This window comes from Janthinobacterium sp. 67 (assembly GCF_002797895.1).
GTDB lineage: Bacteria > Pseudomonadota > Gammaproteobacteria > Burkholderiales > Burkholderiaceae_D > Janthinobacterium.
In genome coordinates this window covers 4556936-4569924 of record NZ_PGES01000001.1, presented here as the reverse complement: position 1 = coordinate 4569924, position 12989 = coordinate 4556936, and the positions used below count along the sequence as shown (strand labels likewise).

Here is a 12989-nt window from a genome sequence, read left to right as displayed (position 1 = left end):
CGCTCATCACGCCCGTTCCAGCACTCCCGTGCAATCGGCCGGCTGCGCCATGTGCGTGCTGAGCCAGTCGAAGACGCGTCCCGCCTTGTCCGCGATACCGGCGTCAAAACCGCGCTGCGCCAGCAGGGCGATGCCATTCGTTGCCTGCAGCACGCCGGGCGCCAGCAATAGCACGCCCGCCTCATCGCGGCGCACGCACCACGGCGCCAGGCAGTCTTCCAGCAGCGGCCCCAGCACCAGGTTGTGCGAGGAAACGATCACCAGGTGCTGCGCGGCCAGGCTGTGCAGCACGGCGGCCGCCGCCGCCACCGATTCGAGGTGATTCGTGCCACGGAAGATTTCGTCGATCAGGAACAGGGCCGGCGCGCCCTCCTCGGCCAGCGCCAGCAATTCACGCGCGCGCCGCAGTTCGGCAATATATAAACTTTCGCCGCCATCGAGCGAATCTTCATTCTGCATGCTCGCATATACGGCCAGGCGAGGCACATCGGCGCCATGCGCATAACAAAAGCCGAAGGCACGCGCGCAGACCAGGTTCAAGCCTATACATCGCAGCAAGGTGCTCTTGCCGATACCGTTCTGGCCGGAGATGAAACCGCCCTTGCCCCGCACGCCGAACGACAGCGGCGCGGCGTTTTCCAGCAAGGGATGCCGCATGCCCTGCAAGGCCAGCGCACGTGGCGACGCGGCGCCCGCCCAGCAAAACACGGGCACCGCACGCAGGTGCCGCGCCAGCGCCAGGTCCGCCTCCAGTTGCGCTACCTGGGTAAAACTGTCGCGCAGGAAGGGCAACTGCTGCCGCACCAGTTGGCGCGTGCGGAAATAACGCTGAACGTTTTTCAGCAGGAGCCAGTCGCCATATTCGACCAGTACCGTATCGAGGAAGGGCACGTAATGCAGCAGCGAGCGTTCGATGGCGCGCGTCAGCCTGGGCGCCTGCGCGCTGCCGGCAGCCAATGGCAAGACTGCCGGCACATCGAGCCGCGCCAGCGCGGTACGGGTTTTCAGCAGATAGCGCAAGGTGTCGAGCGTGCGCTCCCACGCCTTCGCACTTTCGTAAAAACGCACCTGCACAGCCATCAGTGCGGCACAGGCGGCCAGCACGCCAAACAGCGCTGGCCAGCCCACCAGCCAAGTGGCGGCGATGGCCAGCACCAAGGCCAGCGGCACCAGCCATAGCCAGGCGCGCCACCATGGTGCCGGCGGCAGCGCCGCGCCGAACAGGGTCTCGCTCACTTCCGTATCGGCCTGGCGCAAGGGCAGGCAGGCACGCTGCAGGCCGGCCGCCTGGGCCGGGTCATCCAGCAACTGCTGGACGCGCGCAATGGAGGCCGGATCGGCCTGGCCACCGCTCAGGCGCCGGTGCAGCTCCTGCTGGCCGACGATGCTGGTCTCGCGCGCCAGCTGCGCCGCATACTGGTCGAGCAGCAGCTCGTCCCAGGTCTGGCCATCGAGCGATGGCGCCTCGCCCGTCAGCCGCTGCAGCATCGCCACGTCGCTGCGGGCGAAAGGATAATCGAGTGCCGGAGCAAAGGCGCGGGCAGGGAAAAGTTGCTGGATGAACGGATGCATGGCGCCTGTGGAGGAGTCAATGAAGGGAACGCCACAGCAGATGCAGGCGATTGCCAATTTATCAAGTGCATGCTGTGCCGCCGGACACGCTGGACGGCGCGGACACGGCGGACAGCCGGACGTCAGAATTTTTCTCCATTCAAATCAATGACTTAATCACTGGCATGGATCGTGCATTGGAAAAAGCATCCTTCACGAGACCTGACCATGATCCGCGATACCTCTTCCCAAGACGCCGTACTGTCCGCCCCACCGGGCCAGCGCCACAAGCGACGTGCCCTGCTGCTCGCTGGCGCCGTCGTCATCATTGGCGGCGCCATCGCTGTCGTTGCCGGCTGGCGCAACAGCGAACATTCCGTCAACGGCAGCCGCCTGCGCATCGCCGAGGTCACGCGCGGCACCCTGATACGCGACGCGGCCGTCACTGGCCGCATCGTTGCCGCCATCAGCCCCACCCTATATTCGACCACCGTGGCCACCGTCACGCTGAAAGCGAAGGCGGGCGACACGGTGAAAAAGGGCGACATCCTGGCCGTGCTGGAGTCGCCGGACCTGTCCGACGCGCTCAAGCGCGAACAATCGAGCGTGCAGCAGCTGGAGGCGGAAGTGGCGCGCCAGCAGATCCTGGCCAAGAAGCAGAAACTGCTGGCGCGGCGCGAAGCCGATACGGCCGAGATCGAGCGCCTGTCCGCGCAGCGCACCCTGGAGCGCTATGAAAGCGTGGCGCAGGTGGGCATCATCGCCAAGATCGATTACCAGAAGGCCAAGGATGCCTTGAATTCGGCCGATATCCGCAGCAAGCACGCCTCCCAGGCGGCGGGCCTGGAAAGCGAAGACGTGACCCTGGCGCTCAAGACCAAGGTCAGCGAACTGGAACGCCAGCGCCTCGTCCGCGACAATGCCCAGCGCCGGGTCGACGAGCTGACCGTGCGCGCGCCCGTCAGCGGCTTCATCGGCACCCTGTCGGTGGCCAACCGCAGCGTGGTGCAAGCCAATACGGCCCTGATGACCCTGGTCGACCTGTCGCAGCTGGAAGTCGAGCTCGAGGTGCCGGAAACGTACGTGGCCGACATGGGCCTGGGCATGCGCGCCGAGATCGAAACGGGCGCCGTCAAGGCAACCGGAAAATTGTCGGCGCTGTCGCCGGAAGTGGTGAAAAACCAGGTGCTGGCGCGCGTGCGTTTCGATGGCGCGCAGCCGGCCGGCCTGCGCCAGAACCAGCGCGTGGCGGCACGCCTGCTGATCGATGAAAAACCGAATGTGCTGATGCTGGCGCGCGGCTCCTTCGTCGAGGCCGAAGGCGGCCGTTTCGCCTACGTCGTGCGCGATGGCGTGGCGATGCGCACGCCGATCAAGCTGGGCGCGACCAGCGTGTCGGCCGTGGAAATCCTCGACGGCCTGAAGCTGGGCGACAAGGTGGTCGTCGCCGGCACGGAAAACTTCGAGAACGCCGCCCGCGTCTCGCTCAACTGACACATCATTCAACTTATATCCTGAGAGGCCCTCCATGCTGCGCATGCAAAACCTGAGCAAAGTCTACCGTACCCACATGATCGAAACCCACGCGCTGCGCGGCTTCGACATCCACGTGCAACAAGGTGAATTCGTCACCGTCACGGGGCCGTCCGGCTCGGGCAAGACGAGCTTCCTGAACATCGCCGGCCTGCTCGAGGAATTCACGGATGGCGAATACATCCTCGACGGCGTCAACGTCAGGGGCATGGACGACAATGCCCGCTCGCGCCTGCGCAATGAAAAACTGGGCTTCATCTTTCAGGGTTTTAATCTGATTCCCGACCTGTCGCTGTTCGACAACGTCGACGTGCCGCTGCGCTACCGGGGCTTCAACCGCGCCGAGCGCAAGGAGCGCATCGAGGAAGCGCTGGCCAAGGTCGGCCTGGCATCGCGCATGAAGCATTATCCGGCCGAATTGTCGGGTGGCCAGCAGCAGCGCGTGGCGATCGCGCGCGCGCTGGCCGGCTCGCCCAAGCTGCTGCTGGCCGATGAACCGACGGGCAACCTCGATACGCAGATGGCGCGCGGCGTGATGGAACTGCTGGAAGAAATCAATGCGCAAGGCACCACCATCCTGATGGTCACGCACGATCCGGAACTGGCGCTGCGCAGCCAGCGCAATGTGCACATCATCGACGGCCAGGTGTCGGACCTGGTGCAGCACCGCGCCTCGCTGTCGGCCAGGCCGCAGCACGCCGCGACAGCGTAAGGAGAGCACATGTTCCGCTACTATTTCACCTTGGGTCTGCGCAGCCTGCGCCGCAACCGCGCCCTGACGGCGCTGATGGTACTGACCCTGGCCGTCGGCGTGGCCGCCAGCGTGTCCACCGTCACCATCCTGCACGCCATGTCGGGCGATCCGCTGCCGCACAAGAGCGACCGCCTGTTCGTGCCGATGATCGACATCCTGCCCGTCAAGGGCTATGTCCCCGGCGAAAAGCCCGGCTTCGCGCAAAGCCAGATGAGCTACATCGATGCGCGCAATTTCATGGCCAGCAAGGTGGGCGTGCGCCGCACCGTCATGTATGGCGTGGCAGGGCCAGTCGAACCGGCGCGCAAGGATATCGGTTCCTTCCAGGCCCAGGGCATGGCGCCCACGCGCGACTTTTTCAGCATGTTCGAAGCCCCCTTTCTGTACGGCCAGCCATGGAGCGAAGCCGATGACGCCAGCGGCGCGGACGTGATCGTGCTCAGCCGCGCGCTGGCTGAAAAACTGGTGGGCACGAACAACCCGGTCGGCCAGCGCGTCACGGTGCTGGGCCGGCCCTACATGGTGACGGGCGTGCTGGCGACCTGGGACGTGGTGCCGCGCGCCCATCACATTATCGGCAGCAAGGGGGCGTTCGGTCCGGAGGACGAATTCTTCATTCCATTTGCCAGCGCGATCCGCCACGAAACCGAGCACGACGGCGGCATGAGCTGCAACGGCGACAATAACGCACCCGGCTACCAGGGCAGGCTCGCCTCGGGCTGCACCTGGCTGCAGTTCTGGTTCGAAATGGCCAGCAGCGGCGAACGCGGCCAGTTGCAGCAGTACCTGGACGCCTATGCGGGCGAGCAGCGCAAGCTGGGGCGCATGAAGCGCAACGCGCCGAACCGCCTGTACGACCTGAACGAATGGATGAGCTTTTTGCAGGTAGTCGACAACGACAACAAGCTGGCGGCCTGGCTGGCCTTCGGTTTCCTGCTGCTATGCCTGGTCAACACCATCGGCCTGCTGCTGGCGAAGTTTTCCGTGCGCGCCAGCGAGGTGGGCATCCGCCGTGCGCTGGGCGCCACGCGGCGCGACATCTTCCGCCAGTTCCTGATCGAGACGGGCGTCATCGGCCTCGCTGGCGGCGTGCTGGGCCTGCTGCTGGCGTTCGGCGCGCTGGCCGTGGTCAGCAAGCAGTCGGAAGATCTGGGCACCGTCGCGCACATGGACGTACCGATGCTGCTGCTGACGTTTGCCATGTCGGTGCTGGCGGCCCTGCTGGCAGGCTTGCTGCCGACCTGGCGCGCCTGCCAGGTGACGCCGGCCATCCAGCTCAAGTCCCAATGAACATCCTTTACCCAACATGAGGTCCAGCATGGAAATCCGTCCCATCCTGTCGGCGCTGATGCGCAGCAAAACCGGCGCCGTCCTGGTGGCCGTGCAGGTCGCGATCAGCCTGGCCATCCTGGCCAACGCCCTGCATATCGTCAACGTGCGCCAGGCCGTCGCCGCGCGTCCCAGCGGCGTGGCCGCTGAAAACGACGTTTTTTACGTCAATATCCAGAACCTCAACCGAGGCAGCCATGAGCGCCAGCTGGCCGAGCAGAAGCGCCAGGCGGCACTGCTGCGCGCGCTGCCAGGCGTGATGTCGGTGGCGCAAACGTCACAGGCGGTGCTGTCGCGCTCTGGCCACTTCACCAGCATGTCCGCCAAGCGCGACCAGGCTGCGGCCAGCGCCGAAGTATCCACCTATGTCAGTCCCGATTCGCTGATCAAAACGTATGGCTTGCAATTGGTCGAAGGACGCGATTTCCGGTCCGACGAAGCGCCCGAAATCAACGAAGACGTCGACGAGAGCTCGCCCAAGGTTCTGATACTGACACGGGCGGCGGCGCAGAAAATCTGGCCCGGCGAGACCAGCTTTGTCGGCAAGACCTTGTACCAGGGCACCGGCTCGGACGACCCGGAACTGCGCGTGGTGGGCATCGTCGAGCGGCTGCAGACCCAGAGCGCGCAGACCAAGCCGCGCGGCGAGTATTCGTCGCTGCTGCCGGCGCGCCTGACGGGCGGGCGCGGCCTGCTGATATACGCCGTGCGAGCCGAACCGGGCCAGCGTGACCGTCTGATGCAGGAGGCGCAACAGGCCATCCGCACTGCCAGCACGGACCGGCTGCTGGTCACCACCGACACCCTGGAACAGCATCGCAAGGCGCGCTACCGGGCCGATCAGGGCCTGTCATGGATGCTGATCGCCGTGTCGACCCTGCTGCTGCTGGTGACGGCCAGCGGCATCGTCGGCATCGCCAGCCTGTGGGTGGCGCAACGCAGGAAGCAGATCGGCGTGCGGCGCGCACTGGGCGCCCGCCGCATCGACATCCTGCGCTATTTTTTGACGGAGAATTTCATGATCACCAGCGTTGGCGTGGCGTGCGGCGTGCTGCTGGCCCTGGGCTTGAACCAGCTGCTGGTAAGCCAGCTGGAAATGGCGCGCCTGCCACCCGTCTATCTGCTGGCTGGCGCGCTCGTATTCTGGCTGCTGGGCGTGGGCGCGGTGTACGGCCCGGCCTGGCGCGCGGCCAGCATTTCGCCGGCCACTGCCACCCGCAGTACCTGAGCCGGCACCTCAGTGATATGCTGCGCGCATGCCTACCGTACTGATTATTGACGACAATGCCGCCGTGGCCATCGCGCTCGACGTGCTGTTCTCGCTGCACGAGATCGACGCCGTGCGCGCCGCCTCGCCCGAGGAGGGCTTGCAGCTGCTCGAACGCCACGCCATCGACCTGGTGGTGCAGGACATGAACTTCACGGCCGACACCACGTCGGGCGAGGAAGGCGGCGCACTATTTCATGCGATCCGTGCGCGCTACCCGGACCTGCCCGTGATCCTGCTGACGGCATGGACCCAGCTCGACGCGGCCGTCGACCTGATCAAGTCCGGCGCGGCCGACTACCTGGCCAAGCCATGGGATGACCGGCGCCTGATCGCCAGCGTGCAGAACCTGCTGGAGCTGGGACAGGCCAACCGCGCGCTGCGCCAGCGCGTGGTGGCCGAGCAGCGCCAGCGCCACGCCCTGGAACACGACTTCGACCTGCGCGGCATGGTATGGCAAGACCCGGCCACGGAACGAGTCGTGCACCTGGCGTGCCAGGTGGCGCGCGCCGACGTGCCCGTGCTCATCTCGGGGCCGAACGGCAGCGGCAAGGAACGCATCGCCGCCATCGTGCAAGCCAATTCCCAGGTCGCCGGCGGTCCTTTCGTCGTGCTCAATTGCGGCGCCGTTCCTGTGGAGCTGATCGAGGCGGAACTGTTCGGCGCGGAAGCGGGCGCCTATACGGGCATCACGCGCGCGCGCGACGGCAAGTTCGACGCAGCCGACGGCGGCACCCTGTTCCTCGACGAGATCGGCAACCTGCCGCTGGCCGGACAAATGAAACTGCTGCGCGTGCTGGAAACGGGACGCTTCGAGCGCCTCGGCTCGAACCGCGAGCGGCAAGTGAAAGTGCGCGTCATCAGCGCCAGCAACGCCGACCTGCCGGCGATGATCAAGGCCGGCACGTTTCGCGAAGACCTGTTCTACCGCCTGAACGTGATCGAACTGCGATTGCCGCCGCTGGCCCAGCGCCTGCTGGACATCCTGGTACTGGCGCGGTATTTCCTGGGCGGCGAAAAGACGCTGGACGCGCAGGCGCAGGCGACCTTGCTGGCGCACGGCTGGCCGGGCAATGTGCGCGAACTGAAAAACGTCATGCAGCGCGCCAGCCTGCTGACGCCCGGTCCCGTGATCGGCGCGCAGGAAACGGGCTTGCCGCTGGCCGGCGTAGCGTCGCCGCGCGCACCGCAAGATGGCGCCGCGACGGAACCGGACCGCGACAGCGTCACGGCCGCTCTTGCGCGCGCACACGGCGTGGTGGCGCAGGCGGCGCAGGAACTGGGGCTGTCGCGCCAGGCGCTGTACCGGCGCATGGAGCGCCTGGGCATCGCGCGCGGCTGATGGCATTGCGTCCCATGCGCCTCTCCCTGCTCACGCGCTGGACGGCGCTGATCGTCACCTTGCTCGTGCTGGGCATCGTCATCGCCCTGCTGCTCGCGCATTTTTTGCCAGGCCAGCCGCTGCTGGTACTGGCGGGCACCCTGCTGTGCGTGCTGCCGGTGGCCGTCATTACCATCCGCGCGCAACTGCAATCGATGCTGTCGCTGTTTCGCGCCTTGAGCGGCACGGTCGCCAGCTACCAGGACGGCGACTTCGGCTTCAGCTTGCGCTGGCCGCAGAACGATGAACTGGCCGACCTGGTGGCGGCCCACAATGCGCTGGGCGACGTGCTGCGCAAGCAGCGCCTGGACCTGGTGCAGCGCGAACTGCTGCTCGACACCATGGTGCAGAACACGCCGGTGGCCATGCTGCTGGTGGCCGAGGGCAGCGCCATCGTCTATGCCAACCTGGCCGCGCGCCAGCTGCTGCATCACGGCCGCCGACTCGAAGGACGCCACCTGGCCGACATCGTGCGCGAGGCGGCGCCGGCACTGGCCGAAGCGCTGGCGCGCCGCAACGACGGCCTGTTTACCAGCGGCGAAGGGGAACAGGAAGAGGTCTATCACCTGGCGCGGCGCAGCTTCAGCCTGAACGGACGCAAGCACGAACTGCTGCTGTTGCGCCAGCTGACCCTGGAACTGCGGCGCCAGGAAGTGCAGACCTGGAAAAAAGTCATCCGCGTCATCAGCCATGAACTCAACAACTCGCTGGCGCCACTGGCCTCGCTGGCACACTCCGGCGCCGAGCTGGTGCGCCGCGGCCAGACGGAACGCCTGCCGCAAATCCTCGCCACCATCGAGGAGCGCACGCGCCACCTGGAAAGCTTCATCCTCGGCTATGCGCGCTTTGCCAAGCTGCCCGCGCCGCGCCTGGCGCCATGCGAATGGCCCCCCTTCCTCGACAGCCTCGCCTCGCAGGCGGCCTTCACGCTCGACGGCCCGCCACCCGCGCAGGCGGCCTTGTTCGATGCGGCGCAAATGCAGCAAGCACTGCTGAACCTGCTCAAGAATGCGCTGGAATCAGGCTCGAGGGAAGAGCATATCGGCCTGCACGTCAGCCAGGCGCATGGCCAGCTGCGCATCGAAGTGCGCGACCGCGGTCCGGGCATGAGCAGCGCCGTGCTGGAAAACGCACTGGTGCCGTTTTACTCCACCAAACGCAGCGGCACGGGGCTGGGCCTGGCCCTGGCGCGCGAAATCGCCGAAGCCCATGGCGGGCGCATCACCCTGGCCAACCGCGAGGGCGGCGGCCTGGCGGTGACCTTGATTCTGCCTTTGCTGGACAGAAATTAGTTCCTCGTATAACGATTTTTAGACCACAAAATCTCGAACGATTTTTGAGTAAAATATTGATAATTGAATTGCCAATACGGCAATCTCAAGCATCCCATGCCCGTGTATTAGAAATAAGCTATTTGAGTTTGTATAATGCTATTGAAATAACTAATTGACAACGTGATGTCTCAGCGATAATTTATCAGCGCGGTACGGTTTTTTTGAAACATCAATCGTCTTTTCGCGGGGATCAACATGAAACTAAAATCACTCATCGCAGCGGCGGTCCTGAGCGCTGCTTCCATCGGCAGCGCCAGCGCCACCGCCTACACGGTCAACCTCGTCAATACCACGGGCAATCTGTGGACCAGCGGCTTCAGCGCGGTGCCCAGTCCGCTCGGCGACTTCACCGATACCTTCACGTTCACACCCAACGCGACCTTCGGTTCCACCGCGCAAGCCTTCCTGGCCAACCTGTCCGTCACGGGCACGGACAGCTCCTCCATCCACTTCACCAGTGCCGACCTGAACGGCATAGGACTGACCGGCTTTGGCGGCCCCACCGTCTTTGGCTATGCCCAGGGCGAAGTCCTGGCGCCTACGAACCTCCTGTTCAATGGCCCGCTGGTCCTCACCGTCATCGGCAACACCAAGGGCGGCAGCTATGGCGGCGTCTTCAACCTGAACCTGGCTCCCGTTCCTGAACCGGAAACCTATGGCATGCTGCTGGCCGGCCTGGGCATACTCGGCTTCCTGGCGCGGCGCCGCAAACAATCTTGAGCGCTCCCCCCCCAAAGACGCCACGGCGTCTTTTTCTTTGGCGGCTGCTAAACTGACGCCATGACGACCGACTTTACCTCCACCAGCCATACCGCTTTCAGCCACCCGGGCCACCCGCCCGCCACCACCACCGAACACCGCGGCATCCGCTACCTGCACCTGGGGACCAAGTGGGTGCAGGGCGCCATGCGTCTGGACAAACCCGACGCCATCGAGCTCGAATACGTGCAGATGATGATGATGTGGATGCTGTTCAAGACGCAGCCCAAACGCATCGTGCAGCTGGGCCTGGGCAGCGCCGCGCTGACCAAGTTCAGCTACCGCCGCTTCCCCGACGCCACGGTCACGGCCATCGAACTCAATCCGAACGTGATCGCCATCTGCGGCGCCCAGTTCGCGCTGCCGCCGAACGACGCACGCCTCGACGTACGCGAAATGAATGCGCTCGACTTCGTGCTCGACCCGGCCAACCATGGCACCGTTGACGCGCTGCAAGTGGACCTGTACGACGAAGACGCGCGCGGACCCGTGCTCGACACGCCCGAGTTCTACCAGGCCTGCTTCGACTGTCTGACGGACGACGGCATCATGTGCACGAATGTCTTCGGCGACTTCCCCAACTACGACAAGAATTTGCAGGCGATGGAACTGGTCTTCGATGCCGTCGTGTGGGTGCCGGAAGTGGAAGATGAAAACATCGTCGTGCTGGCGTTCAAAAAATCGCCCTCGCTCGACTTCAGCGAGCTGTACGAGCGCGCCGCCACCATCAAGAAGCAATTCAACCTGCCTGCCAAGAACTGGGTCAACGGCTTGAAGCAGTGGATGCTGGATCAGCAGTAAAGTCGGAATCTCACGCTGGCAGCAGCCCACCCAGGCGGCGCGCCAGGCCATCCATGTTCTCGGCCGGCACCTGCGCATAACCGAGCAGGAAACCGTTCCAACCCGGCCCTTCTCCCGTGCCATGCGCGGACAGCGCCAGCGCCACGATGCCGTCCTGCGCGGCACGGCGGCTCAGCGCCAGGTCATCCCATGCCGTATCGTGAAAGCGCAGCGCCAGGTGCATGCCGGCCGTGCCGCCATGGATGGCCGCGCCCGCACACGCATGGCGCTGCAGTGCCTCGCTCAAGGCGTCGCGCCGCTGGCGGTACAGGCGGCGCATGCGGCGCACGTGGCGCGCAAACAGGCCGCTGCGCAGGAACTCGGCCAGCGCCAGCTGTTCGGCCACGCGTCCGCGCGCGGCGCCCTGCGCCTGCATCTGCGCGAAGGCCCCTGCCAGCGCGGCCGGCACGACGATAAAAGCCAGGCGCAAGGCGGGAAACATGGTCTTGCTGAAGGTGCCCAGATATACGATGGGCGCGTCGGCCACCAGTCCCTGCATGGCCGCCAGCGGCGGGCCGCCATGGCGAAATTCGCTGTCGTAATCGTCTTCGATGATCAGGGCGCCAGCCGCACGCGCGCGTTCGAGCAGCGCCATGCGGCGCGCGGGACTGAGCACGCTGCCCGTCGGATACTGGTGCGACGGCGTCGTGTAGATCAGGCGCGGCGGCGTCACGCGCCAGTCGTCGTCCGTCGGCGCGATGCCATCCATGTCGACGGCGATACCCGTCACCTGCAAGCCGGCGCCACGGCCCGCCGCCAGCGCGCCGCCATAGCCGGGATGCTCGATCCACAAGGTATCTCCCTGGTCGGCAAAGGCGCGCAGGCACACATCGAGGCTGCTCTGCGTGCCGTCCGTGATGAACACCTGGCCCGCATCGCAGACGACGCCGCGCGCGGCGCGCAAATGCTCGGCGATGGCCATGCGCAGCTGCGGCTCGCCGGCAGGGTCGCCGTAATTGAGCTGGCGCGGCGTCAACGCGCGCCACGCGCGGTCCAGCATGCGCCGCCACTGCGCCAGCGGGAATTCGTCGAGCGCCGGCACGCCTGGCGCGAACGCGCCCATGGCGTCGGCGGGAAACACCACCGCCGCGCTGGCATCCTGTCCCGCCACGCCGCGCAAACGCCGGGCGCGGCGCGACAAGCCATCCTGGGCTGCGCTCACTGGCGGGGCGGTCGGCACGCCCACGCTGCCGGCGACGACGGTGCCGCGCCGGTCCGGCAAGACAAACCCTTCGCTGGCCAATTGCTCGTAGGCGTACAGCACGGTATTGCGCGCCAGTCCCAGTTCGGCCGCCAGCACGCGCGTGGCGGCCAGGCGCGTGCCGGGCGCCAGCTGGCCGCCGCGGATCGCCGCGCGCAGGCATTCATGCAGCAGGCGCTGGCGCGGCCAGCCCCGCTCGCGGTGCGTGCGCTCGAATGCGTTCAGCAGCAAAGCAAAATCCATGTGCCTCCCTCAACTGTGGCTCTACATTATTTCTCACTTCTGGATCTTTTTTCAGGGCCAGATGCCGATTATAGTGCGGCCTTCCTCTTCAACCAACGGGACTTCCGCCATGACCGCTACCGCCCTGCCACCCAGCCCCCGTACCCGCGTGCGCCGCGTCGCCGAACTGGCCAGCTACGAGCAAACCACCTTGCACGCCATCCTCGATGCCGCCTACCTGTGCCATATCGCCTTCCACGACGACAAGGGCAGCCATTGCATCCCGACCGCCTGCTGGCGCATCGATGGCCACTTGTATATCCACGGCTCGAACGGCAGCCGCATGCTCAAACTCTTGCAAGACAGCGACGTGTGCGTGACGGTCACCCATCTCGACGGCCTGGTACTGGCGCGCTCCGCCTTCAACCACACGATGAACTACCGTTCGGCGATGGTGTACGGGCGGTTTGAAAAAGTGAGCGACATCGACCAGCAGCACGCGGCCATGGACGCGCTGATGGAAAAGCTGATGCCGGGACGCCTGGCGCACGTGCGCGGCGGCAGCGCCAAGGAATACGCGGCCACCACCGTGCTGCGCATCGCGCTCGACGAATACGCCGTCAAGCAGCGCAAGGGCGGCCCGCTCGACGATGCGGGCGACATGGCGCATGCCGTCTGGACGGGCGAATTGCCGTTCACGCACGGCCGTGGCGCGGCCGTCGCCGATGCGCTCAACACCTGCGACATGCCCGCGTATGCCGCCGCATGGGGGACGGAATCCGCTTGACCGGCCAGCGTGCTTGACCGATGATCGGCGT

At 65.7% G+C, this 12989-nt stretch carries 11 protein-coding genes; 9 read left to right on the top strand and 2 right to left on the bottom strand.

Annotation, left to right across the window (positions count from 1 at the left end; genetic code table 11):
• Positions 1-6: 6 nt before the first annotated feature.
• Entirely contained in the window at positions 7-1572 is a 1566-nt protein-coding gene (locus CLU90_RS20435) for a MutS-related protein (protein WP_100428816.1), read from the bottom strand.
• A 207-nt stretch (positions 1573-1779) separates the two neighbouring features.
• On the opposite strand from CLU90_RS20435, the gene CLU90_RS20430 reads away from it, so the two are divergent.
• From CLU90_RS20430 to CLU90_RS20395, 8 genes are all read left to right on the top strand, one after another.
• On the top strand, positions 1780-3045 hold the full coding sequence (locus CLU90_RS20430) for an efflux RND transporter periplasmic adaptor subunit (protein WP_100428815.1): 1266 nt from the start codon (positions 1780-1782) through the stop codon (positions 3043-3045).
• 34 nt (positions 3046-3079) lie between these two features.
• Positions 3080-3796: an ABC transporter ATP-binding protein gene (locus tag CLU90_RS20425; protein ID WP_100428814.1), complete on the top strand. Its 717-nt coding sequence runs from the start codon at positions 3080-3082 to the stop codon at positions 3794-3796.
• Between the two features lie 9 nt (positions 3797-3805).
• A complete protein-coding gene (locus CLU90_RS20420; protein ID WP_092719231.1) occupies positions 3806-5128 on the top strand; it encodes an ABC transporter permease in 1323 nt (440 codons plus the stop codon).
• Positions 5129-5156: 28 nt separating this feature from the next.
• Entirely contained in the window at positions 5157-6395 is a 1239-nt protein-coding gene (locus CLU90_RS20415; protein ID WP_100428813.1) for an ABC transporter permease, read from the top strand.
• Between the two features lie 28 nt (positions 6396-6423).
• Positions 6424-7776 (top strand): sigma-54-dependent transcriptional regulator, encoded by a 1353-nt coding sequence (locus CLU90_RS20410; protein WP_100428812.1) that lies wholly within the window; start codon positions 6424-6426, stop codon positions 7774-7776.
• 14 nt (positions 7777-7790) lie between these two features.
• On the top strand, positions 7791-9107 hold the full coding sequence (locus tag CLU90_RS20405) for a sensor histidine kinase (RefSeq protein ID WP_232731277.1): 1317 nt from the start codon (positions 7791-7793) through the stop codon (positions 9105-9107).
• Positions 9108-9344: 237 nt separating this feature from the next.
• On the top strand, positions 9345-9869 hold the full coding sequence (locus CLU90_RS20400; RefSeq protein ID WP_092719243.1) for an FxDxF family PEP-CTERM protein: 525 nt from the start codon (positions 9345-9347) through the stop codon (positions 9867-9869).
• 60 nt (positions 9870-9929) lie between these two features.
• Positions 9930-10709 carry a spermidine synthase gene (locus CLU90_RS20395; RefSeq protein ID WP_100428811.1) on the top strand — a complete coding sequence of 260 codons (780 nt, stop codon included), beginning with the start codon at positions 9930-9932 and terminating at the stop codon, positions 10707-10709.
• A gap of 10 nt (positions 10710-10719) precedes the next feature.
• Here the strand turns inward: CLU90_RS20395 and pdxR are convergent, their stop codons facing one another.
• The gene (gene pdxR, locus CLU90_RS20390) at positions 10720-12192 is read right to left on the bottom strand and encodes a MocR-like pyridoxine biosynthesis transcription factor PdxR (protein WP_100428810.1); all 1473 of its coding nucleotides are present in this window, start codon (positions 12190-12192) and stop codon (positions 10720-10722) included.
• A 109-nt stretch (positions 12193-12301) separates the two neighbouring features.
• Here pdxR and CLU90_RS20385 point away from each other — a divergent pair, with 109 nt between their 5' ends.
• Positions 12302-12958 carry a pyridoxamine 5'-phosphate oxidase family protein gene (locus CLU90_RS20385; RefSeq protein WP_100428809.1) on the top strand — a complete coding sequence of 219 codons (657 nt, stop codon included), beginning with the start codon at positions 12302-12304 and terminating at the stop codon, positions 12956-12958.
• The last annotated feature ends 31 nt before the right edge of the window (positions 12959-12989 follow it).